The sequence below is a fragment of the Staphylococcus sp. HMSC62D11 genome (assembly GCF_001839145.1).
GTDB lineage: Bacteria > Bacillota > Bacilli > Staphylococcales > Staphylococcaceae > Staphylococcus > Staphylococcus lugdunensis.
Genome location: NZ_KV840185.1, coordinates 71,248 through 97,856, shown reverse-complemented (window position 1 = coordinate 97,856; position 26,609 = coordinate 71,248). Strand labels below are relative to the sequence as shown.

The window sequence follows — 26,609 nt, the reverse complement described above, 5'->3', positions numbered from 1 at the left end:
CTCAGGTATTCCAGCCTGGTAAACCGTTCCTTTAAAAACTTTATCAGATAGATAACCACAGATAATTGTGCCAGGTATTCCAGCCCATTCATATAGAAAATAAGCCCAACCAGAGCTTTTAAGATCAAAACTTTTTTCTTCACTCAAATAAGTAGGTGCCCAATCAAGCACACCATAGCGTACAAAATAAACAAAGATATTGGCAAAGGCGATAGCCCAAACCCATTTATTATTTAGCACGTACTTAAACAAAATATCTTTTGTAGTGAGTTCAGTTTCAAATGTTTCTTTCTTAGACGTCGGGTAGTCATCTTTATAAACTTCTATTGGTGGCAATCCTTGTGATTGTGGTGTGTCACGAACTAAAAAGAAGGCAATAATAGCTACAATGATGGCTAATAATGCAGGAAAGATAAACGCACCTTCAAACCCTTTTAAATAGCCTAAATGATATTGTGCTGTCACAAAAATACCCCAAGTTGCTAGTGGCGCCATTAATCCACCACCGATATTATGTGCAACATTCCAAATTGCTGTTTTACTACCACGTTCACTCACACTATACCAATGCACGAGTACACGACCAGACGGTGGCCATCCCATGCCTTGGAACCAACCATTGAGAAATAATAAAATGAACATAATAAGAATACTAGATGTGAAAAATGGTACAAATCCTAATAATAAGTTCACAACGGCCGTAAGGATTAAGCCAACTGTTAAAAAGATACGTGCATTGCTTCTATCACTTACCGTCCCCATCACAAATTTACTAAATCCATAAGCAATAGAAACAGCAGATAATGCAATACCGAGTTCTGCTTTACTAAATCCTTGTTCAATCAAAGCTGGCATTGCTAAAGAAAAGTTTTTGCGCAGTAAATAATAGCCTGCATAGCCAATAAAAATGCCTAAAAATACTTGCCAACGCAAACGCTTATAAGTTGCATCAACATCACTTTGTGGAAGTTGTTGTTTAGCTGCTGGCGGCTTTAAAAAGTTGAACATTTCAACACCCCTTTATTAAATTTACAAATACTTAACATCATCTTAATATAATTTTCTTGGTAATGGAATAATATTTTTATAATAAAAACAAATTAGTTATTAAAATATTATCGGTTAAAAATACATAATAAAATATATGGATTGTGGTCGAGAATGAGGTAAGGATATGTTAGTATAATGATAATTTATTATTGTATGTTAAAGGGAGCATGATGAAGATATTTGATTTTCAAGTCAATAATAGTATTCATTTCGAAAGATTAGAGATTGCTGAAGTAGATGCGTTATATCAACCTGTTGATTAATTTAGCTAATCATTATTTATAAATCATGGAGGGATAATAATGATATTTGGATATAAAATAGATGAAAGTATTAGTTTGAAAATACTAGAACAACGTGAAGCACCCCTTCTTTTCAAACTGGTAGATTCAAATCGTGAGTATCTATCCGAATTTTTACCTTTTGTTGAATACACAACAACAGTTGAAGATAGTAAAAAGTTTATACGTTCGGCGCTACAACAATTTAGTGATGGCAATGGCTTTCACAGTGGGATTTGGTTCGATGGAGAACTTGTCGGCGTCATTGGATTGCATTATTTGGACTTAGTTAATAAAAAAACATCGATAGGATATTACTTAGCAGAAACTTTTCAAAAGAAAGGGATTATGACTAAATGTACTGAAGCTTTAATTCGTTACATTTATGAGGAATTTGATGTAAATCGTATCGAGATTTGTATGAGTACCGATAATAAAAAAAGTCAATCAATACCTCAACGTCTTGGATTCACAAAAGAAGGTACTTTAAGAAGCAATGAAAGATTGCACGGAAAATTCTCTGATAGTTATGTATATAGTTTGTTGCGAGAAGAGTATGATCATTCATTATCGTTAAATAATTGAGAATTTTTCATGGATAAGTGTCATCATTTATGGGAGCGGGACAAAATTCATAATGAATTCGTAGTCCCGCCCTGGCAAGGTTGACTAGGATTGAAAAAGCTTGGCATACGCGTATTTTCAATCCAGTCAACTAATGCCAATATAGAGTTCATAACTTAAAACATAATTATGTCCCAGGTTCTAAACGATAACGTTATTCATTGCGCCTAGAAATAGAGAATTAATTAAGTGTGGACGTTTCACATTATCCGCAATCCCAAGTATACATGTAATCATCAAATTTCAAAGCTAAGAGATCTTCGGGCTTAATAAAGATGTTACCAATTCCTAAATCTCCCCACATAATTTTAGCATTGCCTTTTTTTGTAGAATCAATCTGTAGTAAGAGCGTATCATATACTCTTAATCCTTTGTCATAAGCTCTTGGGTCTGCTTGCATAAATAGTGGATAGCCGCCTAGCTGGTTGCTTGGCTCTTCAGCAGAGAACGTATTAAATACAAGTTCCATTAAATCATCATAGCCATCAAACATTGATTCTAACTTAAATGAAGGGTTAACTTTATTCCAGATTGAGCGTAAATCTTCATCATATCTATAATCAGAAGAAGATATTGTTTGTTCAGTAAGCTTGTATTCTATTGAAAACGTTCCATCAAATGGAATATTCTCTTTATCAAACGCCAATGAATCCATATGAGCACGTACGTCTTCAAATGTTAAATTCGTAACTGGGTCTTTAATATAAATAAGACTTGAATTTGGCTTGTCATTTTCTTTTTCATCAGACAAACCATACATTTCATTCTGTGCACTAATCCAGAATTGTATTATTCCTTCATTTACAGGAAATACTTTTTGTTCTTCTGGAAGTTCGCTTAAGTTAATCTGTGCTAACAAGGCCATAGGCTCTATATTTTCATCCAATGGAATATCATCCACTGACTTTAAAAATGGAACTCCGCCAATCTTACTTTTAAGTAAAGTTTCATCTTGCATTTCAGATAGTTCCATTTTAATGCATGGACGTACCGGCAGATTGCTCTGCTTCACCGATTCGACAAAGCGGTTATAAACCGTCTGTTCCTCTTCAGAAAGATGGCTGACATCTTGAATGTTTAGCATATGAACAGCTCCTTCTGTATGAATTAATACAATGCCATTATAAAGTAAAAGCATATCACTGTATAGTTTTGTATGCGCTAACGCATCCCTTGGATAGGTACTTCGTTAGGTTCAAGTATACCCAATATTATTATATGAAATTTGGGATAAACAACCGATAAAGGTAAATGATGTTATTTAAATTGTGCAAGTGATTTCGATAGAAATACCTTTTTACAAGAAACGTAAGTAAAATTATGTTACATTTGCAGTGGTTGTTAGATATGTTTGAATAAAATTAAAAGGAGAGTTTTATAATGAAAAAGAAACTAGCAACAATTATTGCAAGTACCATTATCCTTTCTCCATTAGCATTTAATTTGCCAAACGACATTAATCCAGTTTCACAAAACAATCACACCGCACATGCTGAAGGTAAAGTTCTTTCTAAATACACGCTTAGCAAAGGTGAGGTTAAATCAATGGCGTCATCCATGCCTAAAAAATATAAAAATATTAATAAGTGGGCAGGCATCGTATCAGAATTATTTGGTAAATATAGCATTCCTGTAGAAGCGTCAATTTTAGCTAGCAACCACGCACAGAAAAAGACAGTTGACACTTTTACGTCAGCAGCAAAGCAAAATAAAAGAATCCAAGTTATTATTAAATCAGGCCCAACACCAAACCTTAATACAGTTGAATATAAAATTGTAAAATAAACGATATATTACGATTAGCGATGAAAAATTCTGTTAAAATAAATTTTTCATCGCTATATTGCGTTTTATAATAATGTAAGAAAGCAAAAAAAGGTGTGTTTCCTATATTTCTCAGGAAATACACCTTTGAATTTATGTACTAATTTAGAAATTATTAACTCACTATACGAAAAGAGCCTTTTTATTAAATTACCCTGTCGTTCCCTCATGCAATTCAACTGGAAAAATATACTCTTGATGCGTAGCCTTATTGTGAATTCTTTGCTCTAAGATGTCTATGGCTTTATCCGCAATTTGACTGATAGGTTGGATGATTGTTGTTAAGTAAGGATGCATATATCTCATGAGTTGAGTTCCATCATAACCAATCAATTTCAAATCGTCTGGTATTCGTTTACCGAGTACTTGGGCAAGATGATAGATTTGAATAGCATCTGTATCATTGGAGGCAAAGATGCCATCAACGTTAGGATGTTCTTGAAAAATACGATTAAAAATTGCTGATTTTTCTTCGTAGCCTAAGCTAAAATCAACAGTATAGGTCACTGGTGATAAACCATGTTTATGCATCGTTTGTTCATAACCGGTTTGTCTTAGATTGGCAGGCGTATTCACATCAATAGGCCCATTGGTATGAATGATATGACGCGCGCCTTGTTGGATAAGACGTTCTGTAGCAATAATACCACCATTAAGATTGTCTGAACGAATATCTGGTATATCTTCGTTCATAACTCTATCAATGGCCACAATCGGTAAGTTTCTATTATTGTATTGTTCAATACCAATATTATGCGTGCCAACGATCAGTGCATCTATTTGGTTTGATAATAATTGATTAATATAATGACGTTCTTTTTCTGGATTATTCATTGAGTTACCAATTATAACGATATAACCTTTATCATACAGCCTTTTTTCTAATTCAAAGATAAGTTCACCAAAGAATGGGTTGGCAACCGTTGGAAAGAGCAAGCCAATTATATTTGTTTTTTGTTGATAGAGTTGGCGAGCTGCGGAATTTGGTTGATAATTCAACTTTTGCATTGCATGATAAACCTTATCTTTCGTTTCTTGACTTATATAGCCTCGGTTATTTAGGACACGTGATACCGTTGTTTTAGAGACTTGCGCGAGCTTAGCAACATCTTCTAATTTAGGTTTCATTGTGTGACACTCCTACTCCATATAGATTATTAACTTTATTATGCACTTTTCATAACCAGAATGCGATACAAATGAAACAGAAGCGGGATCAAAGTTAACTTTCGATTGTATACACAACGTTGACTTCGTAATCCCGCTTCATAAAACAATGAGATATGATTATTTTTTATTGTTTTGATTTAATCAAATTGGATGGCGTTTTCTGCTAGTTCATAAATATGAGTATTAAGTTTGATAGGTGAATCTGCAGAAACCCATATCTTAGGGGCAGTTTCGCTATAGAATCTTTCTGTAAATACAGCTTCACCATCATTAATAAACAATTCTACTGAACTTGTATCAATATACATTTGAAGTTTAAGCTGAGCTGATGGTTTGATGGTTGTGTATCTGCAATCATTTAAATCATTACGGTATAAGGTAAACTTACATTTTGTTGCATCGTAGTCAACAGATAATAATTCACTTTGCTGACTCGTCAATTGAAGTTTAAAGTTCTGTTGAGGAAGTAAAAGATTAAGTTCAACTTGTTTCATACCTTCTGATAATAGCGTACGTTCGCTAACTGTCATCGTATCATGTACACCTTCATCTTTACGCAATTGCTTTAATTCTTCGATAGGCGTCATGTATAAGTGGCCATGATTTAAATGAAGTTCACGTGGTAATGTCAGTGCACCTGACCAACCATCTTCTTTTTCAGGCATATGGCTTTCCCACATAGCCATCCAGCCAATTAAAATGCGTCTACCATCAGGTGTTTGCATCGTCTGAGGTGCATAAAAGTCATGACCATGATCCAGTTCTTTGAAGTTATCACGTGTAAATCGATGGTTGTCATAATCAAAATCACCCACGAAATACCCATTTTGGAATAAATTTAAATATTGTTCTTCTTCTGCATCCATGCCTTGTGGTGAAAAGAGTAAGACATGCTGACCGTCTAATTCAAATAAATCTGGACATTCCCACATATAACCTTCGATTTGTTGACCATTAGACATATCAACAGGACCAATGTAATCCCATGATAATAAATCGTGTGAGCGATAAAGAATAATACGTCCTAAGGATTCGTTATTTTGACTGCCAACAATCATATAGTAGTCATCTCCGTGTTGCCAGACTTTCGGATCTCTAAAGTGGTGTGTATTATCTTCAGGTGGCTTAGGAATAATCGCATTATGTTGATATTTGGTAAAATGTAGACCATCTTGTGAAAAAGCCATGTTTTGATTTTGCCAAAAATGATCGGGGTCATTATCACCATAATAGTGATGGCCGGTATAGAATAAATATAAAGTGTCATCTTTAACAATACCGGTACCTGAGAAACAGCCATCTTTATCTTCTGTATCTCCTGGAGTTAAAGCGATAGGTAATGTTTCCCAATGTACTAAATCTTTACTGCGCGCATGTCCCCAATGCATTGGCCCCCATTCAGGCGCATAAGGATAATGCTGGTAAAAGATATGATAGTAGCCATTAAAATAGGAAAAGCCGTTTGGATCATTTATCCATCCTGATTTAGGCATAATATGATAGCCCAAACGATATCTATCATTTGAAATTGCATTTGTATTTTGCGTCTCCATTTTTATTAACACTCCTTAATTTATTCTCTAATAAAAGGATCTCCAAAGACATATTCGTCATCTTTTCTTAATGTAACAAAGGCAAAAACACCTGCCAATAAGACGATTGAAGAGATAACAAAGAATGTCGGTTGATAGCCAATATGGTCTCTTAATGTACCGAGTGGACCTGATAATATCACTTGACCAACTTGAGCAGATACATTGTAACCTACCATGTATATAGTAGCGGATAATTTTGTATCAAAATGCAAGGTAATATATCTGAAAATCGGCAAAATAAACAGAGGAACTTCTAAAGCATGGAACATTTTTATAAATGATACACTAATAGGTCCTTGAGCAATGCCACATAGGCCAATACGTAAAAACATAACAGTCGCACCTAAAAGTAACGTTTTACGCACACCAATTTTTGACATGATAATTGGCACAATACCCATCATAATTGCCTCTAAAAATACTTGTACAGAATTTAATGTGCCGTACATTTGCTGCCCTACACTAGTAGATGAAAATAGTTTCGTATAGAAATCAGGAAACATTTGTTGGTCGAATATCGTATAGAAAGACCATGAAAATGTAATAAATATAATAATAATCCATAAGTCTTTTACTTTTAATAATGATAAGATACGATGCATTGATGGAACGGCTTCATCTTCGTTATCCTCAATACGTTCCTTAGCATTGATTTCTTCATCAGATTTCCAAAAGATGATGGTTAATAATAATATTAAACCAAGCAATGAGCCTAACCAGAAATTTAAATGTGGATTGATAACAAATGTGAAACCGGCAACAAGTGCCATTACGGCATATCCGAATGATCCCCATGCACGTGCTTGACCGTAATTAAAGTTAAAGAAACGACTGAATCTTTCTCCAACAGCTTCATATGCGCCCACAGCCGCTAAAAAACCACAAGATAGGAAGATAGCACCTAAAGCAACACCTAACCAAAACACATTTTGAATCAATGGTGCGTAAAGCCAAATGAAAAATGGGCCAACGAAAGTTGAAAAGAGTGAACAGAAAATAAGCAATGACCGTTTGATAACTAATTTATCTTGGATAATGCCATAGATGAACATCAATATGAGTGTGACAAAAGAATTGGCCGAATATATAGTACCAACCTTTCTGCCAGTTAAACCTAAACCGTTGCTATCTGAAGTAAGCCAAATTTGGAAAAATGACCACCAAATACTCCATGAAGCAAAAAAGAGCATGAACATTAATGAACTTTGTAAATAAGATTTGTTTTTAAAGGTAGCTATGAAATGTGTAGGTTTCATAATAGACCTCCTTATATCATTTTAGAAAACGCTTTCTTAATTTAGTTAAAGTGTAATCGCTTTCTAAAAATATGTCAACCGGATGACATATAATGTTTGGATGTAAGGATATACAAATTTAAACTTCCGGAAGTCTTAGCGCGCTTTTAAATTAAACGATGTTATTGAACTCATTGCTGTTTAACAGCTTTACTAGAATGCATACACATCATAAGTACGTCGAGCATTTGAATCGTGTTACACTATAATCGATGTAAAAAATAAAAAGGAGAATTACAATGGGTTATCATGCTTTAATTATTGAAGATGATATAGATATCGCACATATTTTATCGCTTACTTTGACAAAGATGCATATTAAAACGACGTTAAATTTTTCTGGACAGGAAGCAATAGAAACGTTAGAAAAAGACCAATTTGATTTAATTCTATTAGATTTAATGTTGCCAGAGGTAAGTGGAGAAGAAATATTAAGCTATATTAAAGCACATGCCAACAGCAGAGTCGTCGTTATTTCTGCTAAAACAGATGTTGAGGAGAAGGTACGTTTGCTAAGCAGTGGCGCCGATGATTATTTAACCAAACCGTTTGATACAAAAGAATTAGCTGCACGGATTGATGTACAATTGCGCAATTTGCAACAGATGCCACGTCAAGGTGATATCTTAACGTGGCGAGATCTTACGATAGATAAACAAACAAGAAAGGTGCAAGTTAAAAATCAGGTGCTCAATGTTACTAACACTGAATACGATATTCTATGTTTATTTATGTTGACACCCGAACAACCGATTTCTAAGCAAAAAATCTATGAAAATATTCAAGGTATCTATTTAGGTGATGACAATACAGTGAATGTACATATTTCTAATATTAGAAAAAAATTAGCTGCCTTCAGTGATGAATCTTATATTAAAACGGTATGGGGTATCGGTTTTATGCTTGAATAACAATCTTTATACTTTTTTTATATTTTACTTAAAGGACTTTAAGTATTTTCAAGTTAAAGTAAAGGTAACATTATAAGAGGAGATGATAATGTGAGCCTAGTTATTCAAACACAACAGTTAAGTAAAAAATACAAAGGTGCTCATGGCTTAATGCCAACGGATTTTAAATTGTATCAAGGTCAAATTTGCGCACTTATTGGTCGAAATGGCGCAGGAAAATCGACATTTTTTAAATTATTAGCACATCAAATTGAACCAGATAGCGGACAAATTGAGCTATTTGGACAGCAGGCAACAATTAAGCAACAAACGCGTAAGCGAATTGGGTTTATGATTGAACAGCCAACATTTATTGGCCGTTTTACTGCGTTTCAAAATCTAAAATATTTTAGTATTCAAAGAGGAATGTCGAGCAATCATCATATCCATGAAGTATTGCGAACGGTAGAACTTGATAATGTGACAAAAAAATTTAAAGCCTATTCATTAGGTATGAAAAAGCGTTTAGGCTTAGCGTTGGCACTGTTGAATGGACCTGATTTATTAGTGTTAGACGAACCTATTAATGGCCTTGATGCACAAGGAATAAAAGATTTTCGTAATTTAATTTTACGTTTAAATCAAGAGCACGGTATTACCATTTTATTATCAAGCCACATTTTAAGTGAATTACAACAAGTGGCACAGCGCTTTGTCTTTATTGACCAAGGCCAAATCATGCAAGATATAACGAAAGAAGAACTCAATCAACAAAGTGCCAAGCAACTAGTTATGACTGTCGATGATACAGCACATGCGGCACAAGTGCTTGAGGAGCATATTCCAGGTGTGAAATACAACGTGTTACAAGATGATACATTAATCATTTTTGAAAGTCAGATAAAATACAGTCAGATTAATACACTAATGTTCCAACATGGTGTGACAGTATATGAATTAAGCATGCAATCAGCGAATTTAGAAGATTATTTCTTGAAAATGAATCGAGGTGGCAAGAATGATTAACTATCTTAAAAGTGAAAACTATCGGTTGACACATAGTAAAGGTATTTATTTATATACTGCTATCATTTCTGGATTAATTATTTTAGCGGCACTCACGCTTGTGAATTTTGGTCATACGACAAATAATTTTCCATATAGTAGAGCAAAATACCTTTACGGTAATGTTATTAGTGGGGCTATACCAATTATGTTTGTTGCTTCAGCTATGAATTTGCTCGTCAACAGTAGAGAAAATAGACAAATAATAAAACAAAGTCTATCATTTGATATTTCAAAAGGAATTATTTATTGGTCTAAGTTTCTATTATTCTTAGTGTATTTTGTACTATTATGTGTGATTTGTATTCTTGTGACCATTGGCATGGGCCTAACAGTTTTTAATAAAGACATGAAGTCATTACATGATTTTGTTATATCTATTTGCAATATGGCGCCATTGGTTTTTGGTGCGTTAGCATTAGTACACGTGTTGAATAGCTTGAAAATAAATGGTATTTTTTCAATGATTTTAACGCTAATTATTTACTACTATAGTGCGGGACTCTTACGTCTTTTAAAATATATTGATAAAGAATTTATTATTATTTATAAAAATTCTCCAATGCATGGATTTAAAAATATACTTGAAGAATACCTTAATGGCATGAGTACGTTTCATGTGGAATATTGGTTTTTAGGTATAGGTTTAAGTATCGTTATTTTAGCTTTAGGGCGATGGTTAGTGAATAAAGTAACGTATTAAATGATAAGTAAGGTGAATGGGTATGTTGATCTTTATAATAATCGTGTTGATTATAGGGATATTATTTTTAACTTATAAATACTTAGCACTCAAACGCGATGTGTCGCAACTGACGATACAATTGCAACAGTTGAGTCAAGATATTTCATCAAATCAACGCTTGCGTACAACAACACAGTTTCATGAAATGCAACAATTAACTAAGGCATTAAATCATATGTGTGATGAATATAAGCAACAACGTATCCAATTTAGAAAAAAAGAACTGATGTTGAATCAAGAAATCACAAATATTTCTCATGATTTACGCACACCATTAACAGCCATTAAAGGATATTCTGAACTCTTCACAGACGATATTGAAGTGACCGAGCAGAGACGCTATTTGAATATTATTAAAAATAAAACAACAACGCTTATCGAGACAGTTAATTTATTCCATGAAATTACGAAACTAAAGTCGTTAGATTATGAACTTAAAGTCGAACCAGTATCATTAAACACAGAGATAGAGCAAGTTTTCTTGTCGTATTATGCACAATTTACTAAACAACAACTTGAAGTGCGTTTCAATTTGCAACGTGTTTCCAACGTTAAGTTAGATTTAGCGGCCACGCGACGAATATTGACGAATTTAGTTCAAAATATTTTGCGCTACGGTAAAAGTTTTGTTGATATTTGCATCTATGAACAAGAAGATTTTGTAGTAGTGAAGTTAGCCAATGATACAGATGAAGCTTTAACGGATGAAAATATACAAGATATATTCAAGCGTACCTATACACTTGATAAAAGTCGTCATCAAGGTAGGACGGGTATTGGGTTATACATTATTGCACAATTAGTTGAAAAACAAGGTGGAAATGTAAGCGCAAATATTAAAAATGACCTCTTTACGATAACAATGAAATTTCATAAAGGTTAAAATATAGATATCATTAATTAAATTAAAGGAATAAATATGAATAAAACATGGTATAAGAACAATAAATATACATTGAGCTATATGATAATTTTTGGTGTCATCTTGTCATTTATTTTTGGGATACCATTAGGAACAGGGTTTGGTGTCGCAATTGGTGTCTCAACGGGTGTCGCACTTGGACAAGCAAAGCAAGTTAGTGTAGGAGCCCCAACAAAGAGGATTTCGAGAAGAAATTCGTCAAGCAAAGCAAGTAGGGGTGGGCCTAAGCACAGTAAAACTGACTAAACCAGTTTTTTCTAACAAAGAAAGCTGGAGTGGCTCAAGCTGTCCTCTAAGAAAGTGTGCCAATCATTCAGCGTATTAATTAAAGCAGAGTCGGGACATTATTATGTTTTAGGCTATGAACTAAATATTGGCAGTAGTTGACTAGATTGAAAATACACCGATACAACCTTTTTTCAATCCTAGTCAACCTTGCCGGGGTGGAACTATGAATTCATTATGATTTCTGTTCCGCTCTTTTTTTAATGCTTAATTTAATTGAATTTGTTGAATGACGTCGTCAAATGCTTCTTGTTTTATTAAAGGCTGTGTCAACGTAATCTGGTGACCATCAGGATCTTTAAGCGTCAATTCATAGGCATTCCAAGGTTTTAGAGTTAATGGCTCTAGGATGTTTTTGGGAGATGCACGAGCTGCAACAGCGTCAATGTCATCAACTAGTAGATTAAGGTAAATCGCGTTACCAACATGCCAATCTGTATCGTTAGTTATAAGCATAATATCTTGATATTTAGCTAAACGCAGATGATTCATAAGCACTTGTTGCTTATCATTTCTAAACTTGAAGACACTTTTGAATCCGAGTGTTTTGCTATACCATTTTTCGGATTTAGCTATGTCTTGCACACAAAGTTTATTAAACATTGGCATAAGATAAAATTCCATATGTCTCACCTCCTTCTGATGTTTAATATAAAGTATGACGTAACGTCAATATCAATAGATAAATAAACGAACAGCTTGCTAACAATATTGTCATATGCCATAAAGACAACATTTTCGTCTGTATAATTAAAAAAGATATTGAGTTATAACAGAAAAGGAGTAGACAGATGACTAAGAAAAAAATATGGGCAATCAGTTTTATTATTCTTATATTATTAATCATTAGTGTTGTTATTTTTAAATATATATTGCGAGATCATAAGCAACAACATTCAGGTTACGATACATATACAGTTAAAGCGGAAACACCGATTCAAATTGAAGGTAAGGCCGCGCCACAGTCAGTAAAAACTTATCAATATAATAGTCAAGTTGGTACGTTGATTGCTGCTACAGTTGAAGATGGACAAAAAGTACGCCAAGGTGAACGTCTTATTAGTTACGATACAAATACGAGTAAGCGTCAATCTATGGCCAATAAAGTGAATCAAGCACAGCAACAAGTGAATAAAGATGTGACGCAAATTAATCAAACGCCTAATGACCAGTCATTACAAACGAAGCTTACAGAGGACCAAAGTGCCTTATCAGAAGCACAACAGCAACTTGCACAATATGATAAACAGGTAAATGATAGTACGGTAGCTTCATTTAACGGTATTGTTAACATTAAAAATGGCAGTGATGCTAGCGACGGTGAACCTATTTTGCAGCTAATATCGAATCAACCTCAAGTTAAAGCAACCGTTTCAGAATTTGATATTGATAAAATCAAAGAAGGAGATAACGTCAATATTAAGATAAATAGTAATGGTAAAAGCGGGACTGGGAAAATCATCAAGATTGATCAACTTCCAACATCGTTTGAAGATTCAACAAATACAAATGCTGCACAAGCAAGTCAACAAGGAAATATGGAAAGTAATGGCGAGGCGGGCGGGACACAAACAGCTATAAATCCAACTGTTAATAATCCATCAGGAGGTAAAGACGGAGCAGCATCAAAATACACGGTAATTATAGGGAATATAGATCTCCCAATTAGAGCAGGTTTTTCATTAGAGGCCAAAATTCCATTGAAAACATTAAAATTACCGAAGAATGTTTTAACGAAAGATAATCAAGTATTCGTGTTGGATTCTGAGCATAAAGTACATAAACGCCATATTAAAATTGAACGCAATAATGATCAAATTATTGTTAAAAAAGGATTAAAATCTGGAGATAAAGTAATTAAAAATCCTCAAGTCAATCTCAATGATGGTGAAAAAATTGAGGTGTCTTCATGATTGAGTTAAAAGGTGTCAACCGTGCTTTTAAGAATGGCAATGAAACAACCCAAGTATTAAAAGACATTAACTTGAACATTCAAGCAGGCGAATTTATTGCAGTTATGGGTCCGTCTGGTTCTGGGAAAAGTACGTTAATTAATATTTTAGGTTTTATTGATCGTGGTTATTCAGGAATCTATAATTTTGAACATGAATCTTACAAACAAAGTTCAGATAGTAAATTAGCTGAAATACGCAATCGTACAGTGGGTTTTGTGTTTCAAAATTTTAAATTAATTCAAAATCATACTATTTTTGAAAACGTCAGCATTCCACTTATTTACAATGGTATGTCAGCGAAAAAAAGATCAGTACGCGTGAAGCAACGGCTTGCTGATGTTGGACTCACAGGGAAAGAAAATTTACTGCCTAGCAAGTTATCAGGAGGTCAGCAACAACGTGTGGCAATTGCTCGAGCAATCGTCAATGAACCAAGGTTTATTATTGCTGATGAGCCAACTGGTGCACTTGATTCTGAAACGTCGAAGGAGATTATGGCATTATTTGGAAGTTTAAATAAGGCACAACAAACAACATTAATTATGGTTACCCATGATCGCAAAGTGGCTGAACAAGCAGACCGTATTATTCATATATTAGATGGTCGCATACAAAGCGAAGAGGTGATGACACATGAGCAATTTATATAATGTTATTGTTGTCGCCTTGCGCTCAATATTAAAAAACAAACGACGTAACCTGTTAACTATGATTGGAATCATAATTGGTATTGCCGCTGTGATTACAATTATGTCGCTAGGTAATGGATTTAAACAATCGACCAATGAACAATTTGATGATGCAGGCGCGGGCAAGAATCAAGTAATAATCAGCTTTGCTACAGAAAACCAAAGCGCTCCAAAAGAAAATCCGTTTAAAAATGAGGATATTCAGTTAGTAGAACAAGTCAATGGTGTGTCCTCGGCTAAAATCAAAGAAACACAAGAAAGTACATATGCAGCTAAAGCGACCAATACCCAAGGTAACGGCGAAGTTAACTTAAAAAAAGCAACAGCAGTAACAGCGGTAGATGAAGGCGATGGATATTCTACTGAAGACAATGATATGATTGAAAAAGTTGTCGTCATTGACCATAAACTTTCAAAACGAATCTTTCATAATGATGCGGTTGGGAAGTCATTATACATTAATGGTGAGGGCTTTAAAGTTGTTGGTGTGTCTGATGCTGATGTTACAGATGACAGTGGTTCACCAGTTGAAAACGTTGTGCAAATGCCTACGAAAACATTTAATCATTATATGAGCGACCTTTCACAAGGTACGCCGCAACTTCAGCTTACTGTGATGGCAGATGCACATAAGAAAGATGTCGCCCAACAAGTTGAGAAGGAATTAAATAAAAAAGGCTCAGGGCTCTCTGAAGGTAAATATAGCTTTGTGGATAATGAAGATATGATGAAAAGTGTGGGTAATATTCTTGATACCATTACCTACTTTGTTGCTGCAGTAGCAGGAATATCATTGTTTATTGCTGGTATAGGTGTAATGAATGTCATGTACATTTCAGTGACCGAACGTACCGAGGAAATAGCGATTCGCCGTGCGTTTGGTGCAACCGGCAAGAACATTGAAGTACAGTTTTTAGTGGAAAGTGTTATCTTATGTTTAATTGGAGGTATTATTGGACTTATATTAGGCATTGGTTTGGCAACACTTATTGATTTCGTTACACCTGACATGATTAAGAGTTCGGTCAGTCTAGGGTCAGTCTTATTAGCAGTTAGTGTTTCTACACTAATTGGAATCATTTTTGGTTGGGTACCAGCACGTGCTGCGGCTAAAAAAGAATTAATTGATATTATTAAGTAGTAGTATAAAAACAACTAATAAAGGCCATAAAATGCATATCGTAGCGTGCATTTTATGGCCTATTCATTTTGTTACGTTTTGAAAGATGCACTTAGAGCGTCTTCTAAGTTTATACCTATCATCACGAGATAAAGTGGAATGTCTTGTTGCAGAGCAATAGGTGTTAATTCGATTTGTTGTTGTGTACATTGGACAAGGTAAGTGTAAGGTTTATCAGCAAAGCGCATAAAGCCTTTTAGTCTATATACATGTGTTGGTAAATGTTCTAAATGATCGATAAATGTATGTTGATTAACTATCGTCGGCTGTTCAATAAAAATATGATTCAGACGATGGTGATGTTGTCCAGAAGGCTTAGCATGTAAAGCCTGTGGTTGTATTAAATCACTTAAAGCTAATTGGCCTTGAACGCCCACTCGCACATCTGCATCTTGATGTTGTTGGCCTATGTTAACCAGAAATTCACTTAAGCTGTCTAAATCAACTCGATCTATTTTATTGATGAATAGTGTAGAACTATGCTCTAGTTGTGCAAAGAACAAGTGCTGAATGTCATCAGGATAGGTTGATAGCTTATTTGCCATTGCCGCATCGATGACATTGACAATACTATCAATACGAACGATAGGACTAAGCACTGGTGTTAAACATGCATCAACAACTGCCAGTGGTTCAGCCACGCCACTGCACTCGATAAAGACAACATCTGGTTGATAGTGTATATAAAGCTGATGTAGTTGTTCCGAAACATCCGCTTTCATTGCACAACAAATACAGCCTGACGTTATTTCTTCTAAAGGAATAGGTTGTTCAATTAGTAAGCCATCGATACTTTGCTTACCAAATTCATTCATAATCACAGCCGGATGCAAGTGATTGTCTATAGCATCTTTAACTAAATGATTTAACAGGGTAGTCTTCCCACCGCCTAAAAAGCCACCAATAATGATAATTCTCATACGATTGCCTCCTTATTAATGTAGCCAAATGGTGCAGATACGAACGATAAACCATGTAACCGTTATACACAAGCTTGCAGTTATCATTTGTTGTGAAATCATTTTCAAGCTTTGCAACCATCCTAAATGTCGTATTAACATAGTCATTGTAACAGTACATGATGTGAACGTTGAGCTGAAAAACACTAATAGTAGCAACTGTAAACTACTTAACTGCTTAAGCCAGAATCCATCATGCATATTGAAAAGCAACATGCCGTCCTTGCGTATAATTGAAAACAATATACCGGGAGATAACTGTGTTGGTATATTGAGATAAGATAATAAAGGCATAAAAATTTGTGAAATAAACGTTAATATGGGCGTTAATACTAAGAGGCTAACAATAACACAAATGCCTATAAAAATAGGTAATGCTTGTAGCAAAAACATACGCACATTACACCATAAAGCATTACATAAAGAAAAAAACTGTGGCCAATGAAATTTAAAATTGTGATAAAAGTTCGAATTGGTTATTAATCTTTGCTGTTGTCGGTTCCTCCACAACTGGTTGTGTAACATACCGCCTAAAAAGACTAAAATTAAGTACGGTACAAATAACCAAGAGCGCTGTGCTACGTTGAAAATAGAAAGGGTTGCACCAATTTGATAGCTACAAGAGCTACCAAAACTAATTAAACTCATACACTGTGCTTTAGTACATTGGTGACATTGAGAAGCCGCTTGTGATACCGCTGCAGCATTACAACCGAAGCCTTCAAGCACGGGGATGATATCAGCTCCGTGTAGGCCCAACTTTTTCATAGTAGGCTCGATAGCCCATACAATATATTCTTTAAGATGTGTTTGAGCAACAATGGCTGTCGATAAGCTGATTAATATAACTACTGGTAACGCCCATATAAGTGAATAAGTGCCTAGTGAGCCAATGCCATAATCTCCAAATAATATCGAATTTACCCAATGTTGACTGAATAGAGATAGCTTGGCTAAACGTTGTATGCCTTCTTCTACATAAGCAGTTTGTAACCATGCTGAAAAATGATACGCCCCCCATACGGGTAGTGCAAACATAATCACAATCAATAACCAACCGAAAGACATATCACGTTTTTTGGGTTGTATCGTTTTGCATAACTGTACAAATTGAGTGAGTTGTTTCACAATGGCTTCACTATTCAAAGGACTTACTAATATACGTTCATACAAAGAAATATCTAATTGATGTTTTACAATCCATTGGCGTAATAAAGTTTGTTGCTGGGTTGTTAGTTTAGTAATATTTGTTAACTTTAGATAATGAACATCATGTGGTATGGCATCATGTGTACCATTTTTTAAATCAAAGGTTATCTCTAGCATGAGCAGTTCACATCACAGCATTCATAATCATCTAGGTACATTTGATTATGCTTATAGCGGTCAACGATATTTTGATTGTCTGATAACCCTTCACGATCAGCAATTATCTTCGCTAATACCGCAAAACGTGCTCTAAATTTATAAATGTAACATAATGTTGCATTGTCATGACGGACTGTTGCACCAATCATAAACACATTTGGATATCGTGTTGATTCGTCTTGGTCTGTAAGTTTAATGTCTTGACCGTTAATATCAAAAAGTTGTTGTACCAATGGATTGGCCCTGACATCAAAACCAGTTGCAATAATAGGCTCAGTTTCAGATTGAGTAATAAGCCCATTTGTAAACGTTAAAGTATAGATGTCATTATCATATGAGATAGATGCTAATGTATAAGGTGTATGCATATCAATTTGAGCACCATTAGACATGGCACTTTTCAAACGATGATAGGTATATGATGATAAGCGAATACTTGGATCTGCATCCACTTGATTGAAACTTGATTGCTGTGCATAAATTGATACTTGGGCACCAACGTTAGACAGATGTATGGCAGCGTCAAAAGCACTTTCATTACCACCGATAATAGTGTAGCGTTTGTTGTCTTGTCCTAACGTGTTGAAATCATGGATCTTGCTGTAATGGCGACCATATTGAAATGGTTGATATGGAAAGTCAAAATCACCAGTAGCAATAAATAAATAATCAGCAGAGTAATCGCCATGATTTGTCTTTATGTAATAACAATCTTTCTTTGCTTCTATACTGTTTACAGTCGTCTTGGTTTCAACATTTAATTGATAATGTTGACTAATCAATTCCAAGTATTCACCATATGTTGAACCTGAAAGGTGCTCTTCTTTAAAGGTAAATGCTGGAGAAGTATCGATTGACACGGCATTAATATCAGGCATACCGAAGCCATTAGTAGTAAATGATGGCGTAATGGTTCTGGTTGACTTTGGCCATTGCTTAAAAGAATGACCAATACTATTTTTTTCTAAAATTAAGACGTCGGATAGGTTAAAATCTTGAAGGGTAATCGCCATTCCAATGCCAGCTGCACCAGCGCCAACAATAATAATAGAGTGATGTTGAGACATATATATGCTCCTTTATATAATTATAAATAGTAATGATTACGATTTGTAATTATATAATGAATATCCGGTGAATTCAAATGAAAGTAATAAGTAGAAGATTGAATAAAGTAAGAATCATAAAAACAACCAAGGCTTGAGGGTGTGTACCTTGGTTGTTCTGGTTATCATAGATGAGGCATTATTAAGGAGGCAAGTTGATGCCTTAATGATATAAAACGTGAGCTATTTAAGGCTTAATTGCAAATGCACGAACGGGGAATCCTGGTGCATTTTTAGGTTTAGGACTAATGGCATAAATAATGGCACCACGGGTTGGTAATTGATCAAGATGAGTCAATAATTCAAGTTGGAATGTGTCTTGACCTAGCACATAGCGTTCACCAACAATATCACCATTTTTAGCTGTATCTATTGAAGCATCTGTATCAAATGTTTCGTGACCAATAGATTTTACCTGACGTTCTTCTAGTAAGAACTTTAATGCGTCAAGTCCCCAACCTGGTAAATGTTGTTGACCTTTAGCATCTCTGTTTTCAAAGCGTTCTATATCAGGCCAGCGTTTTGACCAATCCGTACGCAAAGCGACAAAGGTATCAGGTTCAATTTGACCATGTTTCGCTTCCCAGGCTTCTAAATGAGCTCGAGTGACGACGAAATCATTGTTGTCAGCAGCTTCTTTAGAAAAATCCAACACGATAAGAGGCAGAACGAGTTCTTTTAAATCTAAGTCTTCTAAATAACGTTTACCTTCAACAAAGTGAATAGGTGCATCAATATGTGTGCCATATTGTGTCACAATATTCCAACGTTGCACGTAAAAACCGTGTTCTTTTACAGTGAATAGTGTATCCACTTGACCTTTTTCGAATTCACTAAAACGAGGAATATCTGGATCAAACGTATGTGTAAGGTCAACCCATTGTGCTGATTTTAATTGATGAAGTTGTTCCCATAAAGGATAAGTTGTCATTACAATCACCTACTTTGAATAATATTAATCGTGATGAGTCTGGAATATCATCATATTTTAGGCTCTGAGCCCTATATTGGCAGTTGTTGACTGGATTGAAAAGCGCTTATACCAAGCTTTTTTAATCCTAGTCAACCTTGCCGGTGCCGGACTACGAATTCATATTAAACTCTGTCCCGCTCCCATCTTAAATCATCAGCGTATTAAGAAATATAAGATGTGTCTTATTCAGCGCGTTTTTTCTTCACGGTATTTACCAAGACGGTTAAAGCAGCTTTAACTTCATCTTCTTTACGTGTTTTTAAACCGCAATCTGGATTAACCCAGAAGAGTGAACGATCAATTTGTTGAAGTGAACGATCGATTGCCGTTTCAATTTCATTTTCAGTAGGAATACGTGGACTATGGATATCATAAACGCCTAGACCAATACCTAAATCATAGTTGATATCTTCAAAGTCTTGAATTAAATCGCCGTGACTACGTGATGTTTCAATTGAAATCACATCAGCATCTAATTCATGAATCGCATTGATGATTTGACCAAATTGAGAATAACACATATGCGTATGAATTTGTGTATCATCTCGCACAGATGATGTCGCAAGTTTAAATGAATGTACTGCGTCTTTTAAGTATTGTGCATGATATTCAGAGCGTAGTGGTAAGCCTTCACGTAATGCAGGTTCGTCTACTTGAATTACTTTGATGCCTGCAGCTTCAAGTGCTAACACTTCTTCATTGATTGCTAATGCAATTTGATCTTGTACAATTTTACGAGGTACATCGACACGTTCGAATGACCAGTTCAGAATGGTTACAGGACCAGTTAACATACCTTTTACCGGTTTGTCTGTTAAACTTTGAGCGTATACTGTTTCTTTAACAGTAAGTGGTTCGGTCCACTTTACATCACCGTAAATTACAGGTGGTTTTACGGCACGAGAGCCATAAGATTGTACCCATCCAAATTTTGTTACAAGGAAACCTTGTAATTTTTCTCCAAAGAATTCAACCATATCATTACGTTCAAATTCACCATGAACTAACACATCTAAACCGATATCTTCTTGAATTTTAATCCAACGCGCAATTTCACTTTCTAAGAAATCATTATAGGCTTTATCTGAAATTCGATGATTTTTCCAATCTGCTCGATATTTACGCACTTCCCGTGTTTGCGGGAATGATCCAATCGTTGTTGTAGGTAAGTCAGGTAAGTGTAAACGTGCATCTTGAGCTTTTTTACGAGCTGGGAATGCTGATTGACGATGTGTACGTACACTTTCAAAATCATATTCAAGATTTTTAAATGATTGACTTTGGAAACGTTCATAACGTGCTTTTAGTGCATCATATTTAGTGCTATCATTGTTGTTAAATAAACGACGAAGCGCATCCAATTCATCTAATTTTTCAGTAGCAAAGCTTAACCCTTCAGCGACTGACGCTTCTAATGTTTCATCATCTAATGATACTGGAACATGCAATAATGATGATGATGGTTGAATCACAATATGTTCTGTATATTGTTGCAATGTTTCAATGAGATTTTTCTTAGCTTCAATATCTGCAGCCCATACATTACGACCATCGATAATACCTGCGTATAATGTTTTTGAACGATCAAAGTCTCCGGCTTGAATTTGTTTTAAGTTGTAACCATTGTCATGAACAAAGTCTAAACCTAAGCCACCAACTGCTAAAGTACTTAAGAATTTAACATTAGCACGTTCAAAATATGTTTGAATGACTAATTTTTTGCCCAAGCCATCATGAGCTAAATAATCATATGCTTCTTTCGTGATTGTTTCATAATCACTGCTGCCATCAGTAACTAATATCGGTTCATCTACTTGAATGTATTGTGCACCAGCGTCAACTAATTGTTGTAACACTTCTTTATAAAGTGGTAGTAATGCACGCACTTTTTCCTCAAAAGATTGATGACCGCCTTTTGATAATTTTACAAAAGTAATAGGTCCTACAATGACAGGATGTGCATTGATATTTAGTGATTGTGCATATTTAAAGCGTTCTAACAAAGCATTATATTCGATTTTAGGAGTAACATTGTCCCATTCTGGTACGATATAGTGATAGTTGGTATTGAACCATTTGATTAAGGCACTAGCTACGTGTTCTTTATTTCCGCGTGCGATATCGAATAATAAATCATCATTCACTTCTCGGCCTTGGAAACGTTGAGGGATAATATTGAATAATAGAGATGTATCGAGAATATGGTCGTAAAGTGAAAAATCTCCTACAGGTACACTATCTAAATTGTAATTTTTTTGAAGTAGTAAATTTTCTCTGTGTAAGTCAGTTAATGTTTGGTCTAATTCAGCTTTATCAATTTTTTTAGCCCAATAACTTTCTATGGCTTTTTTCCATTCTCTTTTTCTACCTAATCTTGGGAATCCTAAATTTGAAGTGTTAATTGTTGTCATAATATTGCCTCCTTATTAGTGGTGATTGATCGTGAGTACGCTGCGAGTTCTAGAGAGTAATCTACACGTTGAAATGGTGTGATGATATACAATCCGTTAAAATATTGATGTACTGTATCAATCAAATCTTTTGATAGTCTTAAACTCAATTCTTTCGTCTTTTCTTTATCATCTTTAACTGCTTTAAACTGATTTAATACACTTTCTGACATCTTGATGCCTGGCACTTCATTATGTAAAAATAGTGCATTGTTGTAACTTGCAATAGGCATAATTCCTATAAATATAGGTATATTTAGATGTTTTGTTGCTTCATACACTTGAATGATTTTTTCTTTGCTATAAACCGGTTGTGTAATGAAATAACTCATGCCGCTTGCTATTTTCTTTTCTAAGCGTTTTACAGCGCCATCTAACTTTCGTACGTTTGGATCGAAAGCGCCAGCGATGTTGAAGTTGGTATGTTTCTTCAGCGCATCACCGTCTGTATTAATACCTTGATTAAAACGTAAAGCTAATTCTGTTAAACCTTTAGAGTTGACGTCGTAGACATTCGTTGAACCTGGTAAATGTCCTACCTTAGATGGATCTCCAGTAATAGCTAAAATTTCATTGACACCTATTAAAGATAGGCCTAATAAATGAGATTGTAAGCCAATTAAATTACGATCTCGGCAGGTAATATGTACTAAAGGTTCAATGTCATAGCGCTGTTTAATTAGACTGGCAGCAGCGATGTTACTAATGCGAACAGTGGCCAGCGAATTATCTGCTAACGTTACAGCATCGATATGTGCTGCATCCAATTTTCCTATATTTTCAAAGAATAAATCTGTATCCAAGTGCTTTGGAGTATCTAGTTCGACAATTACCGTTGGGCCTTGTTTAACTTTAGAAGTTAGTGATTGTTTTATCGAATCTGTTCGACGCTGATTACTCTTTTTATGAATAGGAATAACCTTTTTATGGTTAACAGGTGAGAGGTGTGACACCGAGGATTTAATGTAATGAATGTGTTGTGGTGTCGTTCCACAACAACCCCCAATCAAGCGTACACCTTGTTCGATTAATTTTTCTGCTACAGCACCAAAGTATTGTGCATTGTCATTATATTTAAATTCACTGTTTTCAATATCTAGTAAACTGGCATTGGGATAACACGAAAGATATGCATTATCTGGCAATGCGATGTGAGAAAATGATTTTTCCATATGATGTGGTCCGTGATGACAGTTCAGGCCAACCACATCAGCACCACAAGTAACAAGTTGTGCTAAGGCATCATTGATTTCTGTACCGTCAACAAGATAAGTTGTGTTTGAAGCGGTTAATTGTGCGACTACCGGAATGTCATAATTACGTTTAGTCCAGGTAACAATACGTTTCAATTCATCTAAGTCGTAATATGTTTCAAATAGCAGTGCATCTACACCTTCTTCAATCAACGTATCAATTTGATTTTCCGTATGATACTGTATCGTTGATAAAGAAATATCATCTTGTTTAATACCGCGAAATCCGCCTACAGTACCTAATATAAATGTATTTTTAGTCGCAGCGCGCTTTGCAATTTTAACAGCAGCCTTATGAATTTCTTTAACTTTATGTTCTAAACCAAAGGGTTTTAATTTTTCAAAATTAGCACCATATGTGTTGGTTTGAATAACATCGGCGCCTGCCTCGATATATGAGCGATGAATTCGTTCAACTTTATCAGGATGAGTTAAGTTATAGGCTTCTGGGCAAGTATCTAAGCCTTCTGAATAAAGAATAGTACCTATAGCACCATCAGCTACTAAGATATTGTTTTGTAACTGGTTGAGAAATTGACTCATTAAAAGCCTCCTTTAGTGCAAATTTGATGTCGGCAATCAGTTCGTCAGGTTGTTCTAATCCTACACTTAATCGGAATAAGCCAAAGGTAATACCGCGTTGATTTCGCACATCTTCTGGAATAGCTGCATGTGACATAGTAGCTGGATGAGATAAAATTGTCTCAACACCGCCTAAGCTGACGGAAACTAATGGTAGTGTCAATGCATCAACAAAGGTTTGTGCTTTTGACTCATCCTTTAATCTAAAGCCTATGACAGCACCGCCACTAGATGCTTGTTGCAGATGTTTAGCATGATTTCCTGGGTAATAAACTTCGGAAATTTCAGAACGTTGAGATAAAAATTCGACTAACCGTTCTGCATTGGCTGTAGCTTGCTTAAAGCGTACTGGCAAAGTCTTAAGATGTTTAGCTAGTGTCCAACTATCTTGTGCTGATAATGCGGTGCCAGTACCGTTTTGTAATAAGTAAAGAGCTTGAGCGACATCTTGTCGATTTGTAATTGCGGCACCTGCAATAATGTCACTGTGACCACTTAAAAATTTAGTTGCTGAGTGTACAACAATATCAGCGCCTAATGCTAAAGGTGACTGGCCTAGTGGTGTCATAAATGTATTATCAACCGCTAATAATAACTGATGTTGCTGTGAGATTTGGGCGACAGCACGAATATCAGTGATCTTAAAACATGGGTTCGATGGTGTTTCAACATAAATCAACTTTGTGTTAGATTGAATCGCCTGTTCAATGTTATTGGGTTGTGTGGTATCGACAGTTGTAAATTCAATACCAAAACGGTTCAATATTTGTTCTGTTAAACGGAATGTACCTCCGTAAACATCATCAGGAAGTATGACATGGTCTCCGGACGACAGCGTTAACAATACAGCCGAGATAGCTGCAATACCTGAAGCATAAGCAAACGCGTAAGTCCCACCTTCTAACTTAGCTAATTTATCTTCAAGCAGTTGCCGGTTTGGATTGCCACTACGTGCGTAATCAAATGGTGCATTGCCACCTAATACTTGTTGATGAAATGTTGAAGAATCATACAGTGGTGGGTTTGCTGAGTCATAATCAATACCGCGTCGTTCATCAAAAATGACTTCAGTTTCTTTAGATAAAGCCATATCATCACTCCTCTTTAGCTTGTGTTAAAGCTTGAATAATATCTGCTTCAATATCTTGGTAATGTTCAATACCTATAGACAAACGTATTAAATATTCATCGATGCCACGTTTATCCTTTTCTTCATCTGGCATATCGACGTGTGTTTGCGTGTATGGGAAAGTAATAAAAGTTTCTGTTCCACCTAAACTTTCAGCGAATATACAAATTTCTAAATTTTCCAAAAATTTAGCAACTGAATAATGTTTGTTGAGACGTAAGCTTAGCATGCCTGTTCGTCCGCTATATAAAACTTCATCAATAGCTGCTAAGTCGTTACAACGCTGTGCAAGTTGTTGGGCATTTTGTTGAGCCCGTTCAACTCGGAGATGAAGTGTTTTTAAACCACGCTGTAATAAATAACTGTCTAATGGTGAGAGTGTTGCACCAGTCATATTATGAAATTGACCTAATGTTTCTGCTAATTGCGTATCCTTGACCGTGACGACGCCAGCCAACACATCATTATGGCCACCAATGTACTTTGTTGCTGAATGTAGTACTATATCAGCACCTTCAGTCAACGGTGTCGATAAGTATGGCGTAAGAAACGTATTATCGATAATCGTCAATAATCCATGACGCTGACTGAGATCATAATAAAGCGTGACATCAATTTCTATCATTTGTGGATTTGAGATTGGTTCAATAAACAATGCTTTAGTATGTGCATTGATATGCTGTAAAACGTCATCATAATTTAAGAAATCGACATATTTAAATTTAATGCCATATTGCTGTTCATAAAAATCAAACAGTCTAAATGTCCCGCCATATAAATCAAATGCGACAAGCACTTCATCACCTGGTTTAAAGAGGTTACAGATAAGTTGGATAGCGGCCATGCCACTCGACGTCGCAAATGAGGCAACGCCTTGTTCTAGTGCAGCGAACGCTTCCTCAAATGCACTGCGTGTTGGATTCTTTGTGCGCGAATAATCATAACCTGTTGATTCACCAAGATGAGGATGTTGAAATGCTGTTGATAAATAAATGGGATTCGCAATGGCGCCGGTCGCATCTTTAGTTAAAGCGATTTGAGCCAATTGTGTATCTTTCATATCAATGTCCTCCATTCCGTTTTTCAATAAAAAAAGCTTTCGTTCTTTAAACCCGATAGTTATCGGATGTAAAGGACGAAAGCTTGTTTCGCGGTACCACCTTTGTTTGTTACTTTATTGCTAAAGTAACCTCATTCAGTACGCCATATTTGTCTAGAC

24 protein-coding genes and 1 other annotated feature (1 of these 25 running past the window's edge) are annotated in these 26,609 nt (G+C 35.3%); of the genes, 10 read left to right on the top strand and 14 right to left on the bottom strand.

All coding sequences use genetic code 11. The features are described from left to right. On the bottom strand, positions 1–1,008 hold a 1,008-nt coding region (locus HMPREF3267_RS05050; RefSeq protein ID WP_070866793.1), incomplete at its 3' end, for an MFS transporter. A gap of 344 nt (positions 1,009–1,352) precedes the next feature. Here HMPREF3267_RS05050 and HMPREF3267_RS05045 point away from each other — a divergent pair. After that, the gene (locus HMPREF3267_RS05045) at positions 1,353–1,916 is read left to right on the top strand and encodes a GNAT family N-acetyltransferase (RefSeq protein ID WP_002479217.1); all 564 of its coding nucleotides are present in this window, start codon (positions 1,353–1,355) and stop codon (positions 1,914–1,916) included. A gap of 244 nt (positions 1,917–2,160) precedes the next feature. Here the strand turns inward: HMPREF3267_RS05045 and HMPREF3267_RS05040 are convergent, their stop codons facing one another. After that, positions 2,161–3,039, bottom strand: coding sequence for a YwqG family protein (locus HMPREF3267_RS05040; RefSeq protein WP_070823863.1), 879 nt, complete (start codon positions 3,037–3,039; stop codon positions 2,161–2,163). 296 nt (positions 3,040–3,335) lie between these two features. On the opposite strand from HMPREF3267_RS05040, the gene HMPREF3267_RS05035 reads away from it, so the two are divergent. After that, on the top strand, positions 3,336–3,740 hold the full coding sequence (locus tag HMPREF3267_RS05035; protein ID WP_002479219.1) for a hypothetical protein: 405 nt from the start codon (positions 3,336–3,338) through the stop codon (positions 3,738–3,740). A 189-nt stretch (positions 3,741–3,929) separates the two neighbouring features. Here HMPREF3267_RS05035 and HMPREF3267_RS05030 read toward each other — a convergent pair whose 3' ends face one another. The 3 genes from HMPREF3267_RS05030 to HMPREF3267_RS05020 all read right to left on the bottom strand — a co-directional run bounded on the left by HMPREF3267_RS05030 (position 3,930) and on the right by HMPREF3267_RS05020 (position 7,800). Further along, positions 3,930–4,907, bottom strand: coding sequence for a LacI family DNA-binding transcriptional regulator (locus tag HMPREF3267_RS05030; RefSeq protein ID WP_002461073.1), 978 nt, complete (start codon positions 4,905–4,907; stop codon positions 3,930–3,932). Between the two features lie 179 nt (positions 4,908–5,086). Then, complete coding sequence (locus HMPREF3267_RS05025) at positions 5,087–6,502, bottom strand: glycoside hydrolase family 32 protein (protein WP_037540913.1); 1,416 nt, start codon at positions 6,500–6,502, stop codon at positions 5,087–5,089. A 20-nt stretch (positions 6,503–6,522) separates the two neighbouring features. Beyond that, complete coding sequence (locus HMPREF3267_RS05020) at positions 6,523–7,800, bottom strand: MFS transporter (protein WP_062078418.1); 1,278 nt, start codon at positions 7,798–7,800, stop codon at positions 6,523–6,525. Positions 7,801–8,078: 278 nt separating this feature from the next. On the opposite strand from HMPREF3267_RS05020, the gene HMPREF3267_RS05015 reads away from it, so the two are divergent. The 5 genes from HMPREF3267_RS05015 to HMPREF3267_RS04995 all read left to right on the top strand — a co-directional run bounded on the left by HMPREF3267_RS05015 (position 8,079) and on the right by HMPREF3267_RS04995 (position 11,707). After that, entirely contained in the window at positions 8,079–8,750 is a 672-nt protein-coding gene (locus tag HMPREF3267_RS05015) for a response regulator transcription factor (RefSeq protein ID WP_062078420.1), read from the top strand. A gap of 90 nt (positions 8,751–8,840) precedes the next feature. After that, positions 8,841–9,755 (top strand): ABC transporter ATP-binding protein, encoded by a 915-nt coding sequence (locus HMPREF3267_RS05010; protein WP_062078422.1) that lies wholly within the window; start codon positions 8,841–8,843, stop codon positions 9,753–9,755. Continuing rightward, on the top strand, positions 9,748–10,497 hold the full coding sequence (locus HMPREF3267_RS05005; protein ID WP_002492056.1) for a membrane protein: 750 nt from the start codon (positions 9,748–9,750) through the stop codon (positions 10,495–10,497). Before HMPREF3267_RS05010 ends, HMPREF3267_RS05005 begins: the two co-directional genes overlap by 8 nt. Positions 10,498–10,519: 22 nt before the next feature. Next, a complete protein-coding gene (locus HMPREF3267_RS05000; protein ID WP_002479225.1) occupies positions 10,520–11,422 on the top strand; it encodes a sensor histidine kinase in 903 nt (300 codons plus the stop codon). Between the two features lie 36 nt (positions 11,423–11,458). Next, positions 11,459–11,707, top strand: coding sequence for a hypothetical protein (locus HMPREF3267_RS04995; protein ID WP_062078424.1), 249 nt, complete (start codon positions 11,459–11,461; stop codon positions 11,705–11,707). A 246-nt stretch (positions 11,708–11,953) separates the two neighbouring features. On the opposite strand, the gene HMPREF3267_RS04990 is transcribed toward HMPREF3267_RS04995, so the two are convergent. Further along, positions 11,954–12,370 carry a VOC family protein gene (locus HMPREF3267_RS04990; RefSeq protein WP_062078426.1) on the bottom strand — a complete coding sequence of 139 codons (417 nt, stop codon included), beginning with the start codon at positions 12,368–12,370 and terminating at the stop codon, positions 11,954–11,956. A gap of 167 nt (positions 12,371–12,537) precedes the next feature. Between HMPREF3267_RS04990 and HMPREF3267_RS04985 the strand changes: the two genes are divergently transcribed. The 3 genes from HMPREF3267_RS04985 to HMPREF3267_RS04975 are packed head-to-tail and all read left to right on the top strand — an operon-like array spanning position 12,538 to position 15,531. Continuing rightward, positions 12,538–13,659 carry an efflux RND transporter periplasmic adaptor subunit gene (locus tag HMPREF3267_RS04985; protein ID WP_062078428.1) on the top strand — a complete coding sequence of 374 codons (1,122 nt, stop codon included), beginning with the start codon at positions 12,538–12,540 and terminating at the stop codon, positions 13,657–13,659. Next, positions 13,656–14,351, top strand: coding sequence for an ABC transporter ATP-binding protein (locus HMPREF3267_RS04980; RefSeq protein WP_002461084.1), 696 nt, complete (start codon positions 13,656–13,658; stop codon positions 14,349–14,351). Before HMPREF3267_RS04985 ends, HMPREF3267_RS04980 begins: the two co-directional genes overlap by 4 nt. Beyond that, entirely contained in the window at positions 14,335–15,531 is a 1,197-nt protein-coding gene (locus HMPREF3267_RS04975) for an ABC transporter permease (protein ID WP_062078429.1), read from the top strand. Before HMPREF3267_RS04980 ends, HMPREF3267_RS04975 begins: the two co-directional genes overlap by 17 nt. Positions 15,532–15,602: 71 nt before the next feature. Here HMPREF3267_RS04975 and HMPREF3267_RS04970 read toward each other — a convergent pair whose 3' ends face one another. From HMPREF3267_RS04970 to HMPREF3267_RS04935, 8 genes are all read right to left on the bottom strand, one after another. After that, positions 15,603–16,490 carry a CobW family GTP-binding protein gene (locus HMPREF3267_RS04970; RefSeq protein ID WP_002492020.1) on the bottom strand — a complete coding sequence of 296 codons (888 nt, stop codon included), beginning with the start codon at positions 16,488–16,490 and terminating at the stop codon, positions 15,603–15,605. Positions 16,491–16,505: 15 nt separating this feature from the next. Next, a complete protein-coding gene (locus HMPREF3267_RS04965) occupies positions 16,506–17,855 on the bottom strand; it encodes a nucleoside recognition domain-containing protein (RefSeq protein WP_062078430.1) in 1,350 nt (449 codons plus the stop codon). Beyond that, positions 17,849–18,964: an NAD(P)/FAD-dependent oxidoreductase gene (locus tag HMPREF3267_RS04960; RefSeq protein ID WP_062078431.1), complete on the bottom strand. Its 1,116-nt coding sequence runs from the start codon at positions 18,962–18,964 to the stop codon at positions 17,849–17,851. Before HMPREF3267_RS04960 ends, HMPREF3267_RS04965 begins: the two co-directional genes overlap by 7 nt. Before the next feature lie 226 nt (positions 18,965–19,190). Next, positions 19,191–19,934, bottom strand: a complete 744-nt coding sequence (locus HMPREF3267_RS04955; RefSeq protein ID WP_002461090.1) for a cyclase family protein — start codon at positions 19,932–19,934, stop codon at positions 19,191–19,193. A 224-nt stretch (positions 19,935–20,158) separates the two neighbouring features. After that, positions 20,159–22,387 carry a 5-methyltetrahydropteroyltriglutamate--homocysteine S-methyltransferase gene (metE, locus tag HMPREF3267_RS04950; protein ID WP_002461091.1) on the bottom strand — a complete coding sequence of 743 codons (2,229 nt, stop codon included), beginning with the start codon at positions 22,385–22,387 and terminating at the stop codon, positions 20,159–20,161. Next, positions 22,384–24,222 (bottom strand): bifunctional homocysteine S-methyltransferase/methylenetetrahydrofolate reductase, encoded by a 1,839-nt coding sequence (locus HMPREF3267_RS04945; RefSeq protein ID WP_062078433.1) that lies wholly within the window; start codon positions 24,220–24,222, stop codon positions 22,384–22,386. Before HMPREF3267_RS04945 ends, metE begins: the two co-directional genes overlap by 4 nt. After that, entirely contained in the window at positions 24,176–25,351 is a 1,176-nt protein-coding gene (gene metC, locus HMPREF3267_RS04940; RefSeq protein WP_002461093.1) for a cystathionine beta-lyase MetC, read from the bottom strand. The genes HMPREF3267_RS04945 and metC overlap by 47 nt, the downstream gene beginning before the upstream one ends. A 4-nt stretch (positions 25,352–25,355) precedes the next feature. Then, positions 25,356–26,450, bottom strand: coding sequence for a PLP-dependent transferase (locus tag HMPREF3267_RS04935; protein WP_002479235.1), 1,095 nt, complete (start codon positions 26,448–26,450; stop codon positions 25,356–25,358). A gap of 68 nt (positions 26,451–26,518) precedes the next feature. Continuing rightward, positions 26,519–26,609: a binding site (T-box leader), on the bottom strand (it continues 302 nt past the right edge of the window).

Bases quoted from the DNA above. Each gene is read 5' to 3' on its own strand.
- HMPREF3267_RS04980 (WP_002461084.1), top strand. From the start codon at position 13,656: ATGATTGAGTTAAAAGGTGTCAACCGTGCTTTTAAGAATGGCAATGAA.
- HMPREF3267_RS05005 (WP_002492056.1), top strand. From the start codon at position 9,748: ATGATTAACTATCTTAAAAGTGAAAACTATCGGTTGACACATAGTAAA.
- HMPREF3267_RS04975 (WP_062078429.1), top strand. From the start codon at position 14,335: ATGAGCAATTTATATAATGTTATTGTTGTCGCCTTGCGCTCAATATTA.
- HMPREF3267_RS04985 (WP_062078428.1), top strand. From the start codon at position 12,538: ATGACTAAGAAAAAAATATGGGCAATCAGTTTTATTATTCTTATATTA.
- metC (WP_002461093.1), bottom strand. From the start codon at position 25,351: ATGGCTTTATCTAAAGAAACTGAAGTCATTTTTGATGAACGACGCGGT.
- HMPREF3267_RS04955 (WP_002461090.1), bottom strand. From the start codon at position 19,934: ATGACAACTTATCCTTTATGGGAACAACTTCATCAATTAAAATCAGCA.
- HMPREF3267_RS05000 (WP_002479225.1), top strand. From the start codon at position 10,520: ATGTTGATCTTTATAATAATCGTGTTGATTATAGGGATATTATTTTTA.
- HMPREF3267_RS05020 (WP_062078418.1), bottom strand. From the start codon at position 7,800: ATGAAACCTACACATTTCATAGCTACCTTTAAAAACAAATCTTATTTA.
- HMPREF3267_RS04935 (WP_002479235.1), bottom strand. From the start codon at position 26,450: ATGAAAGATACACAATTGGCTCAAATCGCTTTAACTAAAGATGCGACC.
- metE (WP_002461091.1), bottom strand. From the start codon at position 22,387: ATGACAACAATTAACACTTCAAATTTAGGATTCCCAAGATTAGGTAGA.
- HMPREF3267_RS05040 (WP_070823863.1), bottom strand. From the start codon at position 3,039: ATGCTAAACATTCAAGATGTCAGCCATCTTTCTGAAGAGGAACAGACG.
- HMPREF3267_RS05035 (WP_002479219.1), top strand. From the start codon at position 3,336: ATGAAAAAGAAACTAGCAACAATTATTGCAAGTACCATTATCCTTTCT.
- HMPREF3267_RS04945 (WP_062078433.1), bottom strand. From the start codon at position 24,222: ATGAGTCAATTTCTCAACCAGTTACAAAACAATATCTTAGTAGCTGAT.
- HMPREF3267_RS05025 (WP_037540913.1), bottom strand. From the start codon at position 6,502: ATGGAGACGCAAAATACAAATGCAATTTCAAATGATAGATATCGTTTG.
- HMPREF3267_RS04960 (WP_062078431.1), bottom strand. From the start codon at position 18,964: ATGTCTCAACATCACTCTATTATTATTGTTGGCGCTGGTGCAGCTGGC.
- HMPREF3267_RS05015 (WP_062078420.1), top strand. From the start codon at position 8,079: ATGGGTTATCATGCTTTAATTATTGAAGATGATATAGATATCGCACAT.
- HMPREF3267_RS04970 (WP_002492020.1), bottom strand. From the start codon at position 16,490: ATGAGAATTATCATTATTGGTGGCTTTTTAGGCGGTGGGAAGACTACC.
- HMPREF3267_RS05030 (WP_002461073.1), bottom strand. From the start codon at position 4,907: ATGAAACCTAAATTAGAAGATGTTGCTAAGCTCGCGCAAGTCTCTAAA.
- HMPREF3267_RS04965 (WP_062078430.1), bottom strand. From the start codon at position 17,855: ATGCTAGAGATAACCTTTGATTTAAAAAATGGTACACATGATGCCATA.
- HMPREF3267_RS04995 (WP_062078424.1), top strand. From the start codon at position 11,459: ATGAATAAAACATGGTATAAGAACAATAAATATACATTGAGCTATATG.
- HMPREF3267_RS05045 (WP_002479217.1), top strand. From the start codon at position 1,353: ATGATATTTGGATATAAAATAGATGAAAGTATTAGTTTGAAAATACTA.
- HMPREF3267_RS04990 (WP_062078426.1), bottom strand. From the start codon at position 12,370: ATGGAATTTTATCTTATGCCAATGTTTAATAAACTTTGTGTGCAAGAC.